Consider the following 21485-nt stretch of genomic DNA (forward strand, 5'->3'; position numbering starts at 1 on the left):
GTGCGGGCTATCGAGCCCGAATCGTCGTCCGAGTAGAACCTTACACGGATACCGCGTCCGCTGGATGATTGCCCCCCATCAAGTGGGGTTGCAAAAGCCGGGACCAGTAACAGTTCCGACGCCCGGCACTAAAACGGTGAACAATGCCGACGACGCGCGCACGCTCACGCCGCGCTTTCTTCGTCAGCGTCGCGTTGGTGGGACAGCATCGCGAGCACGCCGTTCAGCGCGCCATCCAGGATCTGGGCGGACAGATCAGGGTCCGAAACGGCCCGCGACAACGTCACCGCGCCCACGCAGGCGCTCAGAATGTGAAGCGCTTGCGCGCGCTTCGTGGCGTTGAGCAACGCAGGCGATGCCTGAGCGATCAGCCCCACGATTTTCTCGACGCGGCGGGAATACACCTCCCGAGTCGCGCCCTCGCAGCGGCTCATGTCATTGACGAGCGCGGAGACAGGACAGGCGCGAAAAATGTTATCCCTGTGCGCCGCGGATAGATACGAACGCATCGCTCGTTGCGGCTCGGTCGGAATCGATGCTTCCCACGACTCGATGTCTCGCAGCGCACATTCGAACGCTTCCCGCACGAGTTCGTCGCGAGACGCAAAGTGCTTGTAGAAGCCGCCTACGGTGAGCCCGGCCTCCTTCATGAGATCGGCAATGCTCACGCCATCGATGCCGCGCTCACGCAACCGTTTCGCCGCCACCTCAACGATGCGTTGACGTGTCGCAATCTTTTGTGCCTGGGAATGGCCCATTCAACATCTCCACACTGCTCTGGCGGGCAAGTGTAATCCCGCGATCCGTTTTCCATTGATGCGGGCCTGGCAATTCAGAGTTGAGCCGCGAAGAATTGCGGGACTTCTGGATTATGACTAACATCCAGATCAATGCAATATCGACAGGAAGCGTCGACACGCATTCGCCCGAAATAGTGCATATGCACTCTAGTCAATGGAGATTCATCATGAAAGCACGCAGGATTCTGGTCACGGCGGCTGCCGGCAAGACAGGTGTTCACACGGTGCGAAACCTTCTCGAGAGCGGTCACGCCGTGCGCGCGCTCGTTCGCAAGGAGGACGAGCGCAGCGACGCGCTCCGGAACGCTGGCGCTGAGATCATGACCGGCGATCTCCTCTCGCACGATGACGCCATTCGCGCAACCGACGGAATGGACGCGGCGTATCTCTGTTATCCCGTTCGTCCGGGCTTCATCCAGGCCACCGCCTATTTCGCGGATGCGGCGCGCCGTGCGGGGCTGCATGCGGTCGTGAACATGTCGCAAATCTCGGCTCGTGAGAACGCGAAAAGCCACGCGGCCCGGGATCACTGGATTGCGGAGCGCGTTCTCGACTGGGCAGGCGTGCCGACCGTGCACATCAGGCCGACCTTCTTCTCTGAATGGCTCGTCTTTCCGTGGGTGCGAGACACGATCGTTCGAAACAGCGAGATTGCATTGCCGTTCGGCGATGGCCGGCATGCGCCTATCGCGGCGGCGGACCAGGCGCGTTTCATCGCCGCTGTGCTTGCAAGTCCGGATGATCACGTCGGCAAGACATACGAGCTGTGCGGGCCGACGCAAATGAATCAAGCGGAAATTGCCGGCGTGATGAGCGGCGTGCTGGGCAGGAAAATCGTGTACCGGCCGGCGACGCTCGACGGTTACCGGGAGCATCTGAGCCACTACGATCTTCCGGATTTCACGATTCAGCACTTCGTCGAAGTAGCGATCGACTATCAGAACGGCGTCTTCGAGGGCACGGACGGCATCATCGAGCGCGTGACGGGGACGGCTCCGCAGACCGTCGAAGCGTTCGTGGAGGCGAATCGGGCCGTCTTCGGGTGAACGATTCGGGTTCGGCGTCGCGATCCGGTCAGCGATGAAGTAAGCAGGCACTGCGGGAAATCCCCAAGTTTCATCGTGGCGACATTGCATACAATCGTCTCGTCGATTGCCTGAAACGAGCCCGAAGTGACGCCGACCGAAGTTGTTTTGCATACAACTCTGCCCGAACCGGCGCGTTCGGCGGACGACGTCTACGTCGCCATCAAAGAGGCGCTCGCGGGCGGCCAGTACAGCGCGGGCCAATATCTGCGCGAGGAGCAGCTCGCAAAAAGTCTCGGCGTGAGCCGCACCCCCGTTCGCGAAGCGTTGCGCCGGCTCGATGCGGAAGGCTGGGTCGAAACACGCGCGAACTACGGCGTGCGCGTGAAAGCGTGGACCTTGCAGGACGCGCGCGAAATCTTCGAGGCGCGGCTTCTGATCGAGCCGTATCTCGCCGGGCGCGCGGCGCTTGCAATCGGCGCCGCCGACATCGCGCGCCTGAAAGCGCTCGCCGATGCGATGCTCGACATCACGCAACGTCCGACGACATCCGAATCCTGCGAAGCGTGGTTCGCCGCGAACGGCGAGTTTCACGCGATCATCACGGCCGCCGCGAACAACGCGCGCCTCGATCGCTCGCTCAGGTCGATGAAGGAAACGCCGCTCATCAAATGGACCTTCGACACCTATAACGACGCGGACCGCGAGCGCAGTGCGCGCCAGCATGTCGAAATCGTTCACGCGCTGGAACAGCGCAACGCCGCGTGGGCGGAAGCCATCACGCGCTGCCATATTCTCGCCGCCGAAAAGGCGGTGCTCGACCGCCACGGCCGGGAACATCCAGCGTCCTGAGCCCGAAGCGGTTCGGGTCGCAACAGCATTACAAACAGTCGTTGAATAGTCGCGCGAGCGACACAGGAGACACGACATGCTGAGCACCGATGGCACGATCATAAGCACCGTAAGCGCCGGCCCGCGTCTGGACCGATTACCGATCTCCGGGTTTCACAAGCGCGTGCTTTGGCTCATCGGCGCGGGCATGTTCCTCGATTCGTTCGACATCTATCTCGCGGGCGGCGTGCTCGGTGCATTGGCCAAGACCGGCTGGTCGACGATGCAGCTCAACGCCGCGTTCCTCTCGTCGACGTTCGTCGGCATGCTGATCGGCGCGTTCGCGGCGGGTGTGCTCGGCGACGCCAAAGGCCGCAAGTTCACGTATCAGTTCAATCTCGCGGTGTTCGGACTCGCGTCGATCGCCGGCGCGTTCGCACCGAACATGACGTGGCTCATCGTGTGCCGCTTCTTCATGGGGCTCGGACTGGGCGCGGAAATCGTCGTCGGTTATGGATCGGTCGGCGAATTCATGCCGCCCGCCGTGCGCGGCAAGTGGTCGGCGTATCTGTCGCTCATCACGAACTCGGCGCTCTTTTTCTCGACGTTTCTCGGCTACCTGATCATTCCGACGATCGGCTGGCGCGCGATGTTCGCGATCGTCGGCATCGGCGCGATGATCGTGTGGGTCATTCGCAAGAAGATGCCCGAATCGCCGCGCTGGCTCGAATCGAAAGGCCGCTACGACGAAGCGGAAGCAATCCTGCGCGCCGCCGAAGAAGAGTCTTCGCGCCACGCGCCGCTGCCGCCGATCGACGATGCGCCGCGCACCGTGACGAAAAAAACCACGTTGATCGAGCTTTTCTCGCCTTCGCAGATTCGCCGCATGTTCGTGTCGATCGTCGTGCAGATCGCGGTCAACATGGTGATCTACGGCTTCATCGTCTGGGTGCCGACCTTTCTGATGAAGCAGGGCATCGGCATGGCGTCGTCGCTCGGCTATTCGACGCTCATGTCGCTCGGCGGTCCGGCGGGCGCGCTCGTCGGCGTGCTGATCGCCGACCGGGTCGGGCGCAAGAACGGCCTGATCGCGGTCGCGGCGCTCGCGGCGGTGATCGGCTGGCTTTACGGGCATTCCACCGGCGTCGCGATGGCCACCTTGCTCGGCTTCCTGCTCTTCACGCTCACGTATCTGATGGTCGCGCTCGGCATCGCGACGTACATCCCCGAACTCTTCGCGACCGAGAACCGCATGCGCGCGAACGGCATAGCGGGCTGCGCGGGGCGCGTCACGGGCATCCTTGCGCCGCAGCTCGTCCTCGTCATGTACGCGGCGGGCGGCGTGAAGGACGTGCTGTCGATGATCATCGGCGCGCTCGTCGTGATGGCCGTCGTGCTCGCGGTGTTCGGCATCGAGACGAATCGCCGCTCGCTGGAAGACATCGCGCCTGCGCCCGATGCCGATGGCACGCTCGCCGCGTCGGCGCTTTCGCAAGAATCGCATCGTTGAAACTTTCTGAGGAAACCGTGATGAGCGTTACGCATGAAAACAAGCGTCAGGCATTGAAAGCGCGTTTCGCGCGCAAGGACATCGTCACCGCGCCGGGCATCTTCGACATGATCTCCGCAAAGATGGCCGATTCGATGGGCTTCGATTGCCTCTATATGACGGGGTTCGGCACGGTTGCGTCCTACCTCGGCCTGCCCGACGCGGGGCTCGCGACCTATACCGACATGGTCGATCGCGTCGCGGCTTTTTGCGGCGGCACGAACACGCCGATGATCTGCGACGGCGACACGGGTTATGGCGGCCTGCTCAATGTCGCGCACACGGTGCGCGGTTACGAGCATGCGGGCGCGGCGGGCATTCAACTCGAAGATCAGGAATTCCCGAAGAAGTGCGGGCATACGCCGGGACGGCGCGTCATTGCGATGCAAGACATGGTCCGCAAGATCGAGGTCGCGGTGGAAAGTCGCACCGACAGCAACTTTCAGATCGTCGCGCGAACCGACGCGCGCACGTCGCTCGGACTCGATGAAGCACTGCGTCGCGGCGAGGCGTATGCGAAGGCGGGCGCGGATGTGTTGTTCATCGAATCGCCGGAGACGGTGGAAGAGCTGGAGAAGATCGGGCGCGCGTTCGACATGCCCTTGCTCGTGAATGTCGTCGAAGGCGGACGCACACCCCAACTCGCGCCCGAGGAATTGCAGAAGCTGGGCTTTTCGCTCGCGATTTATCCGGCGTCCGGGTTTCTGGCCGTCGCGAAGGCGCTGAAGGATGTTTACGGCGAAATCCTCGCGCGCAAAGGCACGCAAGGCGCTCTCGGCACGATGTATCCCTTCTCCGAAATGTGCGAGCTGATGGGCTTTCCTGAAGTGTGGGCGTTCGATCGGGCGCACGCGGACTGAGGGTATCGACGGTATCGACCGTCAGGCGACCGCCGCCACGCAGTCGATTTCGATGTCGAATCCTCCCGGCCACGCCGGCACGTTGACAAAGATGCGTGCCGGCGGGTTCGCCCCGAAGAAGCCCCCGTAGACCGCGTTGACGATGGGAAACGCTTGAACCGACGTGCAGTAGACATTGCACTTCAATACCTGATCGAGCGACGAACCCGCGGTTTCGACGCACAACTTCAACTGCTGCAACACCAGTTCGGTCTGACGTTCGATAGTTGCATTCGCAACGACCTCGCCGGTCAGCGGATCGAACGGCGGAAAGCCCGACACATAGACCGTATCGCCGTGGCGCGTGACGGCGGACGTCGGCGCCTTGAATCGTTCGAGCCAGGTCGAAAGCGGTTCGACGCGGATGATTTCGCGAGCCATTGTCATCGTCTCCTTTACGGTGAGGCACTACGCGCGCCCCACGAAAATTTCGTTCAGGTCATTGCCCGCCGCCGCGTCCCTGAAGCCGTCGAACCGGCCATCGGCGAGCCCTTGCGCCGCGCGCATGAACCCGCCCCACGCAGCGCGCGCGAGCCCTCCGCCGACGCTCACGCGCCGCACGCCGAGCGCCGCGACATCGCTCAAGGTGAATTCCGACACGCCGCCGATCAGCAGATTCACCGGCTTCGATCCCGCGGCCTTCACCACGGCCTCGATGTGCTCGCGCGTCTTGATGCCGGGCGCATAGAGGCAGTCCGCGCCGGCATCGGCGTACGCTTTGAGACGCGCGATCGCGTCGTCGATATCGGGCTTGCCTGCGAAAAAATTCTCCGCGCGGCCGACGAGCAAGGTGTCGCCGCCGGTTTCGTCGATGGCACGCCGCGCCGCTTTCATGCGCGCCACGGCGACATCGACCGGAAACAGGGGCGCCGATGCATCGCTCGTCGAATCCTCGATCGACAAGCCCGCGACACCCGTCGCCACCGCGAGCTTCACGCTCTGCGCGACGTCATCCGGCGTCGCGCCGAAGCCGCTTTCGAAATCCGCGTTCACCGGGAGATCGGTCGCGTCGACGATCTCGCGCAAATGCGCGAGCACCGCGTCGCGCGTCACGTGATTGTCCGCGTGGCCCTTCGACCATGCGAAGCCCGAACTCGTCGTCGCGAGCGCCTTGAAGCCGAGCGTTTCGAGATAGCGCGCGGAACCGACGTCCCAGGGATTCGGCAGCATGAAGCAACCAGATTCGTGCAGCGCGCGAAAGGCGGCGCGTTTTGCGGCGACGGTGCGGGGCATGGCGGGTCTCCTTTGGGAAATCGAGTCAGAACGAAAAACGATACGCCTTCGCGCGAAACCGCGCTGATCACTAAGTCTCTCTTAAGCAAGCACCCACTACGCTTGAGCCTTCCCTTTCCGTAAGACACGACATGGAACACACGAAGCATGCGCTCGCCAAGGTTCCGGAGCTGACCCTGGCGTTCTGGGCCATCAAAATCGCGGCGACGACGCTCGGCGAAACGGGCGGCGACGCGCTCTCGATGTCCATGAATCTCGGCTATCTGATGAGCACGTTCATCTTCGCGGCCGTTTTCGGCATCGCGGTGATCGCGCAGATCAAGGCGGACCGGTTTCAGCCAGCGCTCTACTGGATCACGATCATCGCGACGACGACGGTCGGCACCACGCTCGCCGACTTCGCCGACCGCTCGCTCGGCCTCGGCTATGCGGGCGGCAGCGCGATCCTGCTCGCGCTGCTGCTTGCATCGCTCGCGGTGTGGCATCGCACGATGGGCTCGGTCTCGGTCTCGACCATCGCATCGCCGAAAGCCGAAGCGTTCTACTGGGTGACGATCATGTTCTCGCAGACACTCGGCACCGCACTCGGCGACTGGACCGCCGACAGCGCGGGCTTCGGCTACACCGGCGCCGCGATGATCTTCGGTGGCCTGTTGCTGCTGATCGTGCTCCTGTATTTCTTCACACAGATGTCGCGCACCGTGTTGTTCTGGAGCGCCTTCATTCTGACGCGGCCGCTCGGCGCCGTGGTCGGCGATTTTCTCGACAAGCCGATCGCGAACGGCGGACTGGCGATGAGCCGCTATGGCGCGTCGATCGCGCTCGTGATGTTCATCATCGTGTGCGGCCTTCTGTTCAGGCAACGGCCCGCGCGCGTGGCGCATTGAGACAGCCGGCAAAGAAAAACGGCGGTCCCGAAGGACCGCCGCGTCTTGCGACTCTAAATGGCGCTGCCGCTTACTTCTTCTTCAGATCGAAGCGATCGAGATTCATCACCTTCGTCCAGGCCGCGACGAAGTCATTGACAAACTTCTCCTGCGCGTCGCTGCTCGCATAGACTTCGGCGAGCGCACGCAACACCGAATGCGAACCGAAGATCAGATCGACGCGGCTGCCGGTCCACTTCCGCTCACCCGTCTTGCGATCGCGCCCTTCGAACACGTCGCGGCGCGACGACAGCGGTTGCCATTCCGTGTCCATGTCGAGCAGATTGACGAAGAAGTCGTTGGTGAGCGTTTCGGGCTTGTCGGTAAGGATGCCTTGCGCGCTCTTTCCGTACGACACGTTCAGCGCGCGCAGGCCGCCGACGAGCGCCGTCATCTCCGGAGCGGTCAGCGTCAGCAATTGCGCCTTGTCGATCAGCAGCGACTCGACGGGCACGCGCACGTTGCCCTTGACGTAGTTGCGAAAGCCATCGGCGACCGGTTCGAGCGCCGAAACCGAAAGCACGTCCGTCTTGTCCTGCGTCGCGTCCATGCGGCCCGGCGTGAACGGCACCGTGACCTTCTGGCCGGCTTTCTCCGCCGCCTTTTCGATCGCCGCGCCGCCCGCAAGCACGATCAGGTCGGCTATCGAAATCTTCTTGCCGCCGGATTGCGCGCCGTTGAACTCTTTCTGGATGCCCTCGAGCGTCGAGAGCACCTTGCCGAGTTGCTCGGGGTCGTTCGCTTCCCAGTCTTTTTGCGGCGCGAGGCGAATGCGCGCGCCGTTCGCGCCGCCGCGCTTGTCCGAGCCGCGGAACGTCGATGCCGATGCCCAGGCCACCGAAACCAGCTCGGAAATCGACAGCCCCGACGCCAGCACTTTCTGCTTCAGCGCCGCGACATCCTGTTCCTCGACGAGCGGATGATCGACTTCCGGGATCGGGTCCTGCCACAGCAGTTCTTCCTGCGGCACTTCCGGCCCCAGATAGCGCGCTTTCGGACCCATGTCGCGGTGCGTCAGCTTGAACCACGCGCGGGCGAAGGCGTCGGCGAACTGGTCGGGATTCTCCCAGAAGCGCTTTGAAATCTTCGCGTATTCCGGATCGAACCGTAGCGACAGGTCCGTCGTCAGCATGGTCGGCTTGATCTTCTGCGACGCATCGTGGGCGTGCGGGACAGTTTCGCCCGCATCCTTCGCGACCCACTGATTCGCGCCCGCCGGACTCTTGGTCAGTTCCCATTCGTGACCGAAAAGGCTCTCCCAGAAGCCGCTGCCCCACTTCGTCGGGGTCGTGGTCCAGGTGACTTCGAGGCCGCTCGTGATCGTATCCGCGCCCTTCCCCGAGCCGTAGCTGCTCTTCCAGCCGAGGCCCATGTTTTCCAGATCCGCGGATTCCGGTTCGGGACCGACGTTATCGGCCGGACCCGCGCCATGTGTCTTGCCGAAGGTGTGCCCGCCCGCGATCAGCGCGACGGTTTCCTCGTCGTTCATCGCCATGCGTGAGAACGTCTCGCGGATGTCATGCGCCGCCGCGAGTGGATCGGGGTTGCCGTCCGGGCCTTCCGGGTTGACATAGATGAGACCCATCTGCACCGCGCCGAGCGGATTCTCCAGATGGCGGCCGCCCTCGGTGCGGCTGACTTCTTCGCCATGCTTCTCGACGTCGGCGGTGATCACGCCCTGATCTTCGTCGTTGCCCGCCGCGCCCTTGCCGTAGCGGACATCGCCGCCGAGCCAGGTCTTTTCATTACCCCAGTAGACGTCCTGATCGGGCTCCCATGTATCCTCGCGTCCGCCCGCGAAGCCGAAGGTCTTGAAGCCCATCGTTTCCAGCGCGACGTTGCCGGCCAGAATCATCAAATCGGCCCAGGAAAGCTTCTGGCCATACTTCTGCTTGACCGGCCAGAGCAGCCGGCGGGCCTTGTCGAGGCTCACGTTGTCGGGCCAGCTGTTGAGCGGCGCGAAACGTTGCTGGCCGCGCCCGCCGCCTCCCCGACCATCGCCGATGCGGTAGGTGCCGGCGCTGTGCCACGCCATGCGGATGAAAAGCGGGCCGTAATGACCGAAGTCGGCAGGCCACCAGTCCTTCGAATCGGTCATGACCGCCGCGAGGTCTTGTTTGACCGCGGCGAGATCGAGGCTTTTGAAAGCCTCGGCGTAGTCGAAGTCCGTGCCGAGCGGATTCGACTTGCTGGAATGCTGACTCAACAGATCTACCCGTAGTTGCCGCGGCCACCAGTCACGGTTGGTCGTACCGGTGCCGGCGGCATGTGTAAACGGGCACTTCGATTCGTTCGACATGCGTTATCTCCTTGCGAGGACGTACCCATTAGTTCTTTTACTACTCACCAACAAGGCGTCGGATTCGTATTTCCCGTGCTGCGCGGACCCGATCCGACAAGGGATTTCGCTGCGTGCATCGGGCGACGCGCGAATCGTCCGACAGCTTTCCTCAAATTAGAAAATACGTGAGACCGACGTTCAATAGAAGGCGATTTTTGCAATGCCGCTGATAGGTGACGGCTATAGGCAGAGAGCATTTTTCGATGTGCTGTCGCATGCTGCAATGCACGATAACCCGCGATGCCTCCACGTGAGATAAGCGCAGCCAGACGCAGTTCCGCACGGATGTTCAGTCTATCAGCGTCGTAAAAGCTTGGCAGGCGGCGTGCGCGAGGGCCTTCCTCGGCTCATCATGACGAAGAGCGGGCAAAACGTGAAGCCTTCCGCAGAGGTTTCCGTCGTACCCCTTACCATTCTGGATGCTTCCCTGTGCGCTATCGGGAAGCAAGCGTTCAGCTCCAGTCGTCCATATCGTGCCTGATGCTGTGCCGATTCGCGATGAGTTCCTCCACGCTCGGCTCGTTGTTCATCGCACGCTGAATGGCGAGTTTCGTCGCTTCGTAGTTCGTGCGATACATGTCCTTCTTGTCAAGGTTCGCGTCCGTCGCGCAGCGCGGATCGATCCACACGAGGCTGATGATGCACAGTTCGTTGGCCTGATCCTTCGGCAGGATGCCTTCGATCAGGCAATCGACCACGGCGTCGGCGGTGGCGGACTGCACCACGCCGCCGAAGAGGTCGATGTTCGCCATGTCCTTCAGCGTAACCTTGGGGACGATCATCGTTGCGGGGCGGACCATCTGATTGCACGCGCGGATCGCGAACATGGCCGTATGCCCTTTCGATTGCGCCATCATGTTGGCGAACGCGTGGCCGACAGGCCCGTCGACACGGCCGATCAGGATCTCCGGCATCGCATCGGTCGCCTGTCCCGGTGCGGCCAACACGGTTGCTTCGCCTGCGCGAAACGTCAAATCGAGACTCATGTGCATTCTCCTTGGCAAGCTGAACGATGGTTCGATAAACCGAAAGGACACGCACACGCAAGGACGATGCCATCACCGCCGATTCGGCCGCCGCGACCCGCCCGGCGACAGACTGCTCTTCCCGCGTGACACAGTGACAGGCAGCGTTACCGCGATATTGCCTCTGCGCGACACGATGGCTAATGAATAATCGTGCTTTCGTAGCCCGTTATTAATGGCGTTGTGGAGAATCCAGTAGAGTATCGTGTGCAGGGCGACGACTATTCAGACAATAGAATGCCCTTGAATATCCATCGGACAGTGCTAACAATAGCCAATGACCTGATGCCCGCATGCGACTTAGCACGTAGAATCCTCTGGCACTTGTCGTTCTCCTGAAAATTCCAGAAGTGAGGGCTACACATACATGCAAGCACCGCCCAAGATCAGTGTCCTGCTGCCTGTGTACAAGGTTGAGCCGTACATCGAAGAGTGCCTCGACTCGCTCCTGGCACAGACTTCAACCGACTTCGAGATCATCGCCGTCGACGACAGCAGTCCTGACAGATCCGGCGAAATGACTTCCCGCATTCTGGAGAAGCAAAACAGAATTCCGTGGAAGCTCATCAAGAATCTCGAGAACAAAGGGCTTGCCGAAACCCGCAAGATCGCGGCGATGGCCGCGCGCGGCGAATACGTTCTGTGCGTGGACAGCGATGACCATGTTCATCACGACCTGATTCGCAAGGTGATCGACGAAGCCGATACGCACCATGCAGACGTCGTGGTCTTCGCTGCCGAAAACATCGCGCCGGATGGCAAAGTCAATTACCGTGTCGAAACGGGCGACGCCGTCATCACCGGCGTACAGGCGGTCGAGAAGATTCTCGATCTTTCCTTACAGGCTTATTGCTTCAACAAGCTCGTGCGCCGATCGATCTTCTTATCGGTCGAACATCCGACCGGACTGATCTACGAAGATATCTGCGTGTCGGTCCAGACACTCGGCAAGTCCAGAGTCGTGCGTCTGTGTCCCGACACGTTATATGCGTACATGTATCGCGAATCGGGAATTTCGACCCGCTTCAATCCGAAGATCGTGGATCTTTTTGCGATCATCGACCGGGTGGAAAGAAGCACCGCGTCGATGCCGATACCCAATTACCGGCGCCTGCTTTTTCGGCTGAAATATATCTACGCTTACCGGACGATCGCGTTTCAGGCGGCGATCAAGGCGCCGACCTATCGACTCGCAAAGCCGATTCTTTTCAGCGTTTCAGACAGGCTTCGTCTCGCGCATCTGCTCGGCATGTGTTCGGATCACAGGCCGAAGCTCTCTATCGTAATGGCGATGCTGAAAATCCATCCGTGGATTTTCTACTGCTTCGTCCGTCGTTTCGGGCGAAGGTAACCTGCACAGCATCGGGCCTATCCGTTATGCTGCGCTGTCATTGTTCAGCGCTGCGCAACCGGAACCGATGCTTACTCTTTCCCCACGCGACACCGCGATGCTCGACGGCGATCTCGGCGATGGCCTCGCACTCGCGATGCGCATCGTCGCGGCGACGGCGCGCGTCATGGACGCCGATACGCTCATCGACATCTCGTCCGCGCATATCGACGGCTGCCTCTATCACGGCGCGGCGAGCCTCGATTTCGTCGAGCGTTTCGTCGCGAGCGGCGCGAAGGTCGCCGTGCCGACCACGCTCAACGTCGGCTCGCTCGATCTCATCCATCCGGAGCTGTTTCGAGGCGATGCCAGTATCGCGAGCGCGGGCGCGCGGCTCATGCAGGCGCATATCGAACTCGGCTGCGAAGCGAGCTTCACGTGCGCGCCCTATCAACTGAAGCATCGTCCGAAGCTGGGCGATCAGATCGCGTGGGCCGAATCGAACGCGATCGTCTTCGCCAATTCCGTGCTCGGTGCGCGCACGAGCCGCTATGGCGATTTCCTCGATCTCGCCGCCGCCATCACCGGCCGCGTGCCGAACGCGGGCCTGCACGTCACGGCGAATCGCGCGGCGCGCATCGTGATCGCGGCGCCCGATCTGCGTGTGTCGCCGCATCGCGACGCGGATTTTGCGGCGCTCGGTTTCCTGCTCGGCGGCGAGGTCGGCGCGACGGTCGCTGCCATCACCGGCCTGCCCGCCGACACCACCGAAGACGAACTGAAAGCGCTCGGCGCGGCGGCGGCATCGAGCGGATCGGTGGCGCTCTTTCATGCAGTCGGCATCACGCCGGAGGCCGCCACGCTCGATGCCGCGCTTCAGGGACACGCGCCCGAGCGAACGATCGCGGTCAGCGCGTCGGATCTTCATGCCGTGCGCAAGCGCTGGAGCCGGGCGAAGCCGGGCGACGCGCTCGCGGCCATCGCGCTCGGCACGCCGCACTTTTCCGTCGATGAATTCCGCACGCTCGCGTCACTCCTCGATCGGCATGAAGGCGCGCCGCGCTGCGATATCTATGTGAACACCAGCCGCTTCGTGCTCTGGCAACTCGAAGAAGAAGGCATTGCGCAGAGGCTCACGGAGCGCGGCGTGCAGATCGTCGTCGATACCTGCACGTACATCACGCCGGTGATGAAGCAAGTGAGCGGTCTCGTGATGACCAACTCGGGCAAGTGGGCGCATTACGCGCCGGCGAACATCGGCGTGACGGTCGCATTCGGCAGCATGAGCGAATGCGTGCGATCGGCGTTCGAAGGAAAGGTATGCATCGATGAAAACGTTTGAGGCCGTCACACTCGTTCCAGGCCACGCGCGCGCCGCTGGCATCGCGCTGCCGCCGCTCAGCTTCTGGGGCGGTTACGACGCCGAACGCGGCGTGATCGTCGATGCCACGCATGCCGGTCACGGCCGGAGTCTCGCGTCGCGCATACTCGTGATGCCGCGCGCGCGCGGATCGAGTTCGAGCAGCAGCGTGCTCGCCGAAGCGTTGCGCAACGGCACCGGGCCAGCGGGCATTGTGCTCACGGAGCGCGATCTCATTCTGTCGATAGGCGCGATCGTCGCGAACGAACTATATGCGGCGGACGTGCCGGTCGTAATGGTCGATGAAACCGCGTTCACGCTAATCGCGAACGCCGATGCTCACATCGAAATCGATGCACGCGATGCGACGCGGCCCGCGAACGTGCGCCTCATCGCGCCATGATCGTCTGAACCACCGCGATGATTTGCTGCGCCGCCGTCTTCACGTGCTGTTCGAGCAGCTTCGCGCCGAGCTTCGCATCGCGCTTTTTGCATGCATCGATCAGGTTCATGTGCTCTTCGTGCGACTGTTCGCGGATCGGCACCTGCACGACCTGAAAGCGGAAATAGCGGTCGCTGCGATCGTGCAGCCCGCGCAGCATCTGCAATGTGATCTCGCGCCGCGCCGGCAAATAAAGCGTTTCGTGCAGGCGCCAGTTCAGTTGACCCCATACGCCCGAATCCGCGTGATCCATTTCGCTGACGAGCTTCTCGGCTTTCGCGATCTCGGCATCGGTGATATGCGGAATCGCCTGGGAGAAGAGCCAGGGCTCCAGCCGCAGGCGAATTTCGAACGTCTCCTGCACTTCTTCTATCGACAACTCCGCGACATACGCGCCCTTGTGCGGCACCTTCGTCAACAGGCCTTCGCCGGTCAGCCGCGTGATCGCCTCGCGAATCGGCACGCGGCTCACGCCGAGTTCGTCGGCAAGCGCTTCCTGGCGCAGCACTTCGCCCGGCGCGAGATCGCCGGAGAGAATGCGTTGGCGGATCGCCGTGGTGACGAGTTCGACCGTCGTCGTGCGCACGATCTTGTGCGTGGAATCGCCCGCGTTCGATGTGTCCGCGCGGCGGGAATGTGTGGCGACCGGAGGCATGTGCTTCTTTAGCGCTTGTTCGTATGAGTGCGGCATCGTAGCATGCACGGAAGGGCGCTTCTGCACGGTACGCATCGCCTTTGGTAACGCGAGTTCATAGCAGATTCTCCCGCACCCACGCGCCGTTCTTCATCACGCCCGCGATGCGCTCGCCCTGTCCCGTGAGCACGCGAATATCCTTCAGCGGATCGCCATCGACGACGAGCAAATCCGCATAAGCACCCGCCGCGACGATGCCGAGCCTGCCCTTCATGTTCACGATCTCCGCGCCGAACGCCGTCGCCTGACGAATGGCCTCGAACGCACCGACGATATCCGCGCGTATCGAAAGCTCGTCGCTTTGATATTGATGCATGTCGCCGAGCAGATCGGTGCCGAGGCCCATCTTCACGCCGCGCGCATGCAGCATCGCGAGCGCTTCGAGGCCGCGCTTGCGCACCGACTCGTTCTTGTCGAGCGTGTCTCTCGCGAGGCCCATCTGTGCGCCGACTTTCGACATCGCGTCATAGGTGACGAGCGTCGGCACCGCGTATGCGCCGTGTTCGGCCATCACGCGCGCGGTGTCGTCATCGATCAGATTGCCGTGCTCGATCGTGCGCACGCCGAGTTTCACCACGCGCGCAATCGCCTTCGCCGTATAGGCGTGCGCCATCACGTAGGTCTGATGCGATTCGGCTTCCTCGACGGCGGCCTTCACTTCATCGACGGAGAATTGCAGGTTGCCGATCGGATCGGTCGGCGAAGCCACGCCGCCCGACGCCATGATCTTGATGTGATGCGCGCCCGCGCGCATCTCCTCGCGCACGGCACGGCGCATTTCATCGACGCCATCGACCACGCGCCCGATCGCGCCCATGTTGCGATTGCAGCCGCACGGGTCCGGGTCCGAGTTGTCGAAGCGCTCGCGGAAATCGCCGTGCCCGCCGGTCTGCGAGAGCGCCTTGCCCGCGACGAACAAACGCGGCCCCGCGATGATGCCATCTTCGATCGCACGCGACAGCGCATAGTCCGCGCCGCCCGCATCGCGCACGGTCGTGAAGCCGCGATGAAGCATGCCCGCGAGAATCGGCACCGCGCGCAGCACGGCGAACGTATTCGGCAATCGGCTGTTGTTGCCCAGATGCGCGACCGATGCGATCACATGCACATGGCAATCGATCATGCCGGGCATCACCGTCTTCCCGCCGACATCGATCACCTGCGCGCCGCTCGCCTCGACCGGCTCGCGCGTGACATCGCGAATCGTGTCGCCGTCGATCACGATCGAATAGCGGCCGTCGTCGCGCTCGTGATCGGCGTCGAGCACGCGGGCGTTTTTCAGAATCAGCATGACTTGATCTCTCCCGTTTATTTCAGCAGGAATCCGTGCGCGAGCGGATCGCGGTCATCGACGAAAATCGTGTTATGACCGGTCACGCGCGCCCAGCCTTCTATGCCCGGCACGATGGCATCGTATTCGCCGACGCGCGCCGCTTCCATCGGCACGCCTTCGAACAAGGTGCCGATGATGCTCTCATGCACGAAGCGCTCACCGATCTTCAACTGCCCCTTCGCGACACGCTGCGCCATGCGCGCCGAGGTGCCCGTGCCGCACGGCGAACGATCGATGGCCTTGTCGCCGTAGAACACGGCGTTGCGCGCGCTCGCGCCTTCGACTGTCGGCTCGCCTGTCCACATGACGTGACTGAGGCCGCGTATCGCGTCGTTGTCCGGATGCACGAACGTGTACTTCTCGTTCGCCTTCTGGCGCAGCACGGGACTTACGCGCTGAATGTCGGAAGGCTTCAGCGCGTGCAAGCCGTCGTAGTTGCGCTGCGGCTCGACGATCGCATAGAAGTTGCCGCCATAGGCGACATCGAAACAAATCTCGCCCAGACCTTCGACTTCGACGGACAAGTCCCGCGAATGCAGATACGACGGCACGTTGACGAGCTGTACAGAATCCACATGCTCGCCGTTCATCCGATAACGCGCGACGACGACACCCGCGGGCGTATCGAGCCGCAACACACCGGGCTCGCGTGGTCGCACGAGTCCGTGCTCGATGGCCGTCGTCACGGTGCCGATGGTGCCGTGGCCGCACATCGGCAGGCAGCCGCTCACTTCGATGAAGAGAATCGCGAGATCGCAATCGGGACGCGTCGGCGGATAGAGGATGCTGCCGGACATGACTTCGTGGCCGCGCGGCTCGAACATGAGCGCGGTGCGAATCCAGTCGAATTCGCGCAGGAAATGCGCGCGGCGCTCGATCATGTTCGCGCCTTCGAGCGGGGGCGCGCCTCCCGCGACGACGCGCACCGGATTGCCGCAGGTGTGTCCGTCGATGCAGAAGAACGTGGATTTCATCGGGCGAGCGCCTTTACACTGGCGATCGCCTTCTCGACGATCTCGATGGTCCGCCGCCGCTCTTCGCCTTCGAGCATCAGGCGCGGCGCCTTCACGTACTCCGGGTAACCCGCCGTGATGTTTTCCGCGAGCTTGATGTATTGCACGAGCTTCACGTGCGTGTCGAGATGGAACAGGTCGATCAAGGCGCGATAGAGCGCGCGCGCCTTGTCGTACTCGCCATTGACCGCGTAGTTCAGCAAGTCCACGGATTCCCTTGGCATCGCGTTCGCCATGCCCGACACCCAGCCCTTCACGCCGAGCGCGACGGATTCGACGATCAGGTCGTCCACGCCGCAGAACACGACGAAGCGCTCGCCGAAGCGCGCATAGAGGTCGGTGACGCGCGTCGTGTCGTAGGTCTCTTCCTTGATCGCGACGACGTTCGGCTCATCGGCGAGTTGCGCGAGCAGGTCGGGACGCATGTCGACGCCATAGCCACGCGGATTGTTGTAGATCATCAGACCGAGCTTCGTCGAGCGCGCAATCGACCGATAATATTCGACGGTTTCGCGATCGTCCGAGCGATACGTGAGACCCGGAAACACCATCAGGCCTTGCACGCCGATCGCTTCCGCGTCCTTCGCGAATTGCGTCGCGTTGGCCGTATTCAGTTCCGCGAGACCGGAGATGACAGGCACGCGCCCCTTCACCGTTTCGACGGCGATCTTCAGCACCGTGCGCTTTTCCTCGGGCGTGAGTTGGGCGTTCTCGCCGACCATGCCCATCATCACGACGCCGCCGACGCCGTTGTCGATCAGACGGTTCAGGCCGCTCACGATGGCATCGCGGTCGAGCGAGCCGTCCTGTTTGAGCTTCGTCGTGACGGCGGGAAATACGCCTTTCCAGTTCACTTGCATGTCTGATTCCTCCGTTGGATTCTCAGTGGTCGAAACGCGCGATCGAATACGGGCGAAGCGGCACGCGCGGCGTGCGGCCCGCGAGCACATCGGCGACGAGCGCGGCGGTCGTCGCCGATTGCGTCAGGCCGAGATGCCCGTGACCGAATGCATGGACGACCGACGGCATGCGCGGCGATGCGCCGATCACCGGCAGCGAATCCGGCGTCGCGGGGCGATTGCCCATCCATTTCGCGGCGCCCGTATCGTCGATGCCGGGAATGAAGCGCTTGCCGAGCGTGAGCAATGCATCGCTGCGGCGATAGTTCGGCGGCGCAGCGGTGCCCGCGAACTCCGCCGCGCCGCCGATGCGCAGACCGACGTCGAGCGGGGCCGCGACGAACTTGCGCTCCGCGAAGATCACTTCACGCGTCGGCCCGACGCCGTGGTTCGGCAGCGTCGCGTTATAGCCGCGCTCGCTTTCGAGCAGGACGCTATCGCCGATGGACTTCGCGAGCGCCGCCGACCACGCGCCCGCCGCGATCACGATGCGTCGTCCTTTCACGCGGTTGCCGTCCGCCAGCAACACCGAATCCGGTGATTCGATCGCGCGCGCGACGCCCGTCACGAAGCGCGCGCCGAGCGCCCGCACGCGCTCCCGTAGGAGCGTGACGATGCGGCGCGGATCGCCGATATGCGACCAGTCGTCGAGAAACACGCCGTGTCTGAACACCGGCGCGAGCGACGGTTCACATTCGCGCACCTGCTGCGCGTCCAGCGCGCGCCAGCGCACGCCGAGTTCACGCTTCAACGCCCATTCCGCCTGATCGGCGGCGAAGGCTTCGTCGGTTTCATAGACCGTCAGCGCGCCGCGGCGATAATGCATCGCGCTCGCGCCGATATCGTCGAACATCGGCACGATGTCGTCGTAGACGCGGTTGTTCAACAACGCGAGCGCATGGGATATCGCCTGATAGCGGTCCGGCTCGCTTGCGCGGCGAAATGCCATGAACCACGGCAGCGCCTTCGGCAGATGCCTCCAGTCGAGCGCGAGCGGCCCGAGCGGGTCCATCAGCCATGTCGCGATCTTCGTGAACATGCCGTTCACGGCGATCGGCGTGCTCTCCGTCACCGCGATGCCGCCCGCGTTGCCATGCGATGCGCGATCGCCTTCGAAATCCCGGTCGATCACGGTCACGCGCGCGCCGTCGCGCAACGCGGCCCATGCACAGGCCAGCCCGACGATGCCCGCGCCGATCACGACGACATCCGCCATTTCTTCGTCTGTCGTCCTCATATCCCCACGCGCGATTTGATCAGCTTGTCGTCGACGGCTTCGCACCATGTATCCGCGAGCGTGAAGCCCGTCTGGAAGCGATCGGTCGGATCGACGCCGACTTGCGAAATCGCGGTGATCCACGCCTGCCCCGCCACGACCGGCACGACCGCGGGAACGTCGCCCAGGCGCGTGACCGAATCGATGCGGCTTTCGAAGACCGACCCGATGATCGACTCGTGCAAAAAGGTTTCGCCCACGTCGATCAGCCCTTTCGCGTGCATCACCGCGAGCCGCGCGGAGGTGCCGGTGCCGCACGGCGAACGGTCGCAGCGGCCCGGCGACACGATCACCGTGTTGCGCGATTTCAGCACGCCGTTCTCGCGCGAGAGCGGGCCGACGAACTCGGTCATCGTGATGCCCTTGATGAGCGGATTCAACGGATGCGGCGAAGGCAACTGCGCCGCCGCCGCGGCCTTGATGATCTGCCCGAGTTCGCACAGTTCGCGCGCTTCGTCGGGCGCGATGCGAAAGCCGAGCTTTTCGGCATCGACGAACACGTACGTCATGCCGCCATAGCCGACATCGACGCTCAGGCTGCCGACGCCTTCCACCTCGATCGTCCTGTCGAGATGATTGGCGAACGCGGGCTGATTCGTGAACTCGACCTTCGTGACCTTGCCGTTCGCGCACGCGCAGCGCAAATGAATGAGCCCGGCCGGCGCTTCGAGCACGAGCTCGGTGACGGGCTCGACCATCGGCAGGATGCCGGTTTCGAGCAGCACCGTGGCGACGCACATCGTGTTCGAGCCCGACATCGCCGGATACTCGGTCGATTCCGCGATCACGTAACCCATTTGCGCGCGCGGGTCGGTTGCGGGCAGCAGGAAGTTCACGGTCTGATTCGCCGACCCGCGCGGCTCGAAGATACAGATACGGCGCAGGTCGTCGCGCACTTCTTCCAGATGCATCATCTTGTCGAACATGGTCGCGCCGGGCACGTCGAAAACGCCGCCCGTCACCACGTTGCCGACTTCGCCTTCGGCATGGCAGTTCACCACTGTAAGCGTCCGGTTCCAGCGCATGTTTATTGCAGCGGCGCGTGCGCCGTCTCCTTGATGGTGACGACCGTGATCGTCGAAAGCAGCGCGGCGAGCATCACGAAATACGCGGGCGACAGCGGCGAGCCGGTCGCCTTGATGAGCGCGATGGAGATCATCGGCGCGAAACCGCCGAACACCGCGTTGGCGATGCCGTAGCCGATCGACATCCACGTCGTGCGGATCTTTGTAGGAAAGAGTTCCGACAACACCGCCGGCCCGACGCCCGAAAAGATGCCGATGATCACGCCGCCCAACACCTGCACCGCGCCGACGATCGCCGCCGATTTGTATTCGAGCATCAGATGGAAGATCGGATACGGCAGTATGAGAAACGCGATGCAGCCGATCGTATAGATGGGCTTGCGTCCGAAGCGGTCCGAAGCCGCGCCCCAGAACGGAATGGATGCCGTCATCACGATCAGGCCCGCCGTGTTGAGCCAGAGCGCCGTCGACGAATGGATGCCGACGTACTTCGTCGTGAAAGAAGGCAGGTAGTTGAGCAGGACATAGAGCGAGACCGTCCACACGATCACGAGTCCGCAAGCCTGCAGGCCGAGCAGCGCGGGTGCGCGGCCTTTCGTCTTGGGTGCTTCGTCGCTTGCGCTCTGGTAGACCGGCGTCTCTTCGCTGCGTTTGCGGATGATCCAGCCGATCGGCCCGATCACGATCGCACCGACGATGAACGGCACGCGCCAGCCCCAGTCGAGCAGCGCTTCTGGGCTGAGCAGTGTCGTCATGAGCGCGGCCGCGCCCGAACCGAGCAGCATTCCGCCGAGCGTGCTGCATTGCTGGAAGCTGCCATACAAGCCGCGCTTGCTCGGCGGCGCCCATTCGACGAGAAACGCGACCGCGTTGCCCAGTTCGCCGCCGACGGAAATCCCCTGCAGCATGCGTGCAGCGACGAGCAGAATCGGCGCCATGATGCCGATGGACGCATACGTCGGCAGCAGCGCCATGAAGAGCGTGGCGGCGGCCATCAGCGGCATGACGAAGGTAAGCGTCCACTTGCGGCCTTTCTTGTCGCCGAGCCAGCCGAAGATGATCGCGCCGAGCGGACGCGCGGCGAAGCCCAAGCCGAACGCGCCGAAAGTGCCGAGCATCGCGGCGAAGTCGTCGCCGGTGGGAAACATCACTTTGGCGATGACGGTCGCGAGGAACGCGTATGTGCCGAAATCGAACCACTCGAGGATATTGCCCACGACAGCGGCGGTCACCGCGCGGCTGGATCTGGATGAAGCCCGGGGGCTGTCGCCCGCGGTGTACGGGTTCGCAACGGCGTTGACGCGGTCGGTCATGGGAGTGTCCCTCGGTCGCTTGGGGTGCGGGTCCGGGGATTGTGCGCCTATGTCAAAATTGAATCAAGGATTTTGGATCCAAAATTGAGCACGAATGGCTGGCTACTTGCGCTCCAGTTCTATTCCCGTGGGCGCGTCAACTATTGGCCCTCAAAATACAACTGTCGCGAT

General features: G+C 62.9%; 20 protein-coding genes. 8 read left to right on the plus strand and 12 right to left on the minus strand.

Going from position 1 to position 21485, the window contains the following annotated elements; translation table 11 throughout:
• Positions 1–164 precede the first annotated feature (164 nt).
• Positions 165–758 carry a TetR/AcrR family transcriptional regulator gene (locus tag NCT32_RS24065; RefSeq protein ID WP_061119200.1) on the minus strand — a complete coding sequence of 198 codons (594 nt, stop codon included), beginning with the start codon at positions 756–758 and terminating at the stop codon, positions 165–167.
• A 209-nt stretch (positions 759–967) separates the two neighbouring features.
• On the opposite strand from NCT32_RS24065, the gene NCT32_RS24070 reads away from it, so the two are divergent.
• From NCT32_RS24070 to NCT32_RS24085, 4 genes are all read left to right on the plus strand, one after another.
• Positions 968–1846 (plus strand): NAD(P)H-binding protein, encoded by an 879-nt coding sequence (locus NCT32_RS24070; RefSeq protein ID WP_061119201.1) that lies wholly within the window; start codon positions 968–970, stop codon positions 1844–1846.
• A gap of 147 nt (positions 1847–1993) precedes the next feature.
• Complete coding sequence (locus tag NCT32_RS24075) at positions 1994–2677, plus strand: GntR family transcriptional regulator (protein WP_284502384.1); 684 nt, start codon at positions 1994–1996, stop codon at positions 2675–2677.
• A gap of 76 nt (positions 2678–2753) precedes the next feature.
• Entirely contained in the window at positions 2754–4166 is a 1413-nt protein-coding gene (locus NCT32_RS24080) for an MFS transporter (RefSeq protein ID WP_250477740.1), read from the plus strand.
• Between the two features lie 20 nt (positions 4167–4186).
• A complete protein-coding gene (locus NCT32_RS24085) occupies positions 4187–5065 on the plus strand; it encodes an oxaloacetate decarboxylase (RefSeq protein WP_061119204.1) in 879 nt (292 codons plus the stop codon).
• Between the two features lie 21 nt (positions 5066–5086).
• Here NCT32_RS24085 and NCT32_RS24090 read toward each other — a convergent pair whose 3' ends face one another.
• Entirely contained in the window at positions 5087–5485 is a 399-nt protein-coding gene (locus NCT32_RS24090) for a RidA family protein (protein WP_061119269.1), read from the minus strand.
• Between the two features lie 27 nt (positions 5486–5512).
• Positions 5513–6337 carry an oxaloacetate decarboxylase gene (locus NCT32_RS24095; RefSeq protein WP_061119205.1) on the minus strand — a complete coding sequence of 275 codons (825 nt, stop codon included), beginning with the start codon at positions 6335–6337 and terminating at the stop codon, positions 5513–5515.
• Between the two features lie 131 nt (positions 6338–6468).
• Between NCT32_RS24095 and NCT32_RS24100 the strand changes: the two genes are divergently transcribed.
• Positions 6469–7224 (plus strand): hypothetical protein, encoded by a 756-nt coding sequence (locus NCT32_RS24100; protein WP_061119206.1) that lies wholly within the window; start codon positions 6469–6471, stop codon positions 7222–7224.
• Between the two features lie 70 nt (positions 7225–7294).
• Here the strand turns inward: NCT32_RS24100 and katG are convergent, their stop codons facing one another.
• Positions 7295–9562 carry a catalase/peroxidase HPI gene (gene katG, locus NCT32_RS24105; protein ID WP_061119207.1) on the minus strand — a complete coding sequence of 756 codons (2268 nt, stop codon included), beginning with the start codon at positions 9560–9562 and terminating at the stop codon, positions 7295–7297.
• 494 nt (positions 9563–10056) lie between these two features.
• Positions 10057–10590, minus strand: coding sequence for a formaldehyde-activating enzyme (fae, locus tag NCT32_RS24110; RefSeq protein ID WP_061119270.1), 534 nt, complete (start codon positions 10588–10590; stop codon positions 10057–10059).
• 406 nt (positions 10591–10996) lie between these two features.
• Between fae and NCT32_RS24115 the strand changes: the two genes are divergently transcribed.
• From NCT32_RS24115 to NCT32_RS24125, 3 genes are all read left to right on the plus strand, one after another.
• A complete protein-coding gene (locus NCT32_RS24115; RefSeq protein ID WP_061119208.1) occupies positions 10997–11980 on the plus strand; it encodes a glycosyltransferase family 2 protein in 984 nt (327 codons plus the stop codon).
• Positions 11981–12047: 67 nt separating this feature from the next.
• A complete protein-coding gene (locus tag NCT32_RS24120; protein ID WP_061119209.1) occupies positions 12048–13301 on the plus strand; it encodes an aconitase X catalytic domain-containing protein in 1254 nt (417 codons plus the stop codon).
• Entirely contained in the window at positions 13288–13722 is a 435-nt protein-coding gene (locus NCT32_RS24125) for an aconitase X swivel domain-containing protein (RefSeq protein ID WP_061119210.1), read from the plus strand. The genes NCT32_RS24120 and NCT32_RS24125 overlap by 14 nt, the downstream gene beginning before the upstream one ends.
• Here the strand turns inward: NCT32_RS24125 and NCT32_RS24130 are convergent.
• The 7 genes from NCT32_RS24130 to NCT32_RS24160 all read right to left on the minus strand — a co-directional run bounded on the left by NCT32_RS24130 (position 13709) and on the right by NCT32_RS24160 (position 21314).
• Positions 13709–14416 (minus strand): GntR family transcriptional regulator, encoded by a 708-nt coding sequence (locus NCT32_RS24130; protein ID WP_061119271.1) that lies wholly within the window; start codon positions 14414–14416, stop codon positions 13709–13711. The genes NCT32_RS24125 and NCT32_RS24130 overlap by 14 nt on opposite strands.
• Positions 14417–14510: 94 nt before the next feature.
• Positions 14511–15746, minus strand: coding sequence for an amidohydrolase family protein (locus tag NCT32_RS24135; protein ID WP_061119211.1), 1236 nt, complete (start codon positions 15744–15746; stop codon positions 14511–14513).
• A gap of 17 nt (positions 15747–15763) precedes the next feature.
• Positions 15764–16762 (minus strand): 4-hydroxyproline epimerase, encoded by a 999-nt coding sequence (locus tag NCT32_RS24140; RefSeq protein ID WP_061119212.1) that lies wholly within the window; start codon positions 16760–16762, stop codon positions 15764–15766.
• Positions 16759–17661, minus strand: a complete 903-nt coding sequence (locus NCT32_RS24145) for a dihydrodipicolinate synthase family protein (protein ID WP_061119213.1) — start codon at positions 17659–17661, stop codon at positions 16759–16761. The genes NCT32_RS24140 and NCT32_RS24145 overlap by 4 nt, the downstream gene beginning before the upstream one ends.
• Positions 17662–17683: 22 nt before the next feature.
• Positions 17684–18937 carry an FAD-binding oxidoreductase gene (locus tag NCT32_RS24150; RefSeq protein WP_250477741.1) on the minus strand — a complete coding sequence of 418 codons (1254 nt, stop codon included), beginning with the start codon at positions 18935–18937 and terminating at the stop codon, positions 17684–17686.
• A complete protein-coding gene (locus tag NCT32_RS24155) occupies positions 18934–20001 on the minus strand; it encodes a proline racemase family protein (RefSeq protein WP_061119215.1) in 1068 nt (355 codons plus the stop codon). The genes NCT32_RS24150 and NCT32_RS24155 overlap by 4 nt, the downstream gene beginning before the upstream one ends.
• A 2-nt stretch (positions 20002–20003) precedes the next feature.
• Complete coding sequence (locus NCT32_RS24160; protein WP_061119216.1) at positions 20004–21314, minus strand: MFS transporter; 1311 nt, start codon at positions 21312–21314, stop codon at positions 20004–20006.
• Positions 21315–21485: the final 171 nt, after the last annotated feature.

The organism is Caballeronia sp. INML2 (assembly GCF_023631365.1).
In the GTDB taxonomy this organism is placed as follows: domain Bacteria; phylum Pseudomonadota; class Gammaproteobacteria; order Burkholderiales; family Burkholderiaceae; genus Caballeronia; species Caballeronia turbans.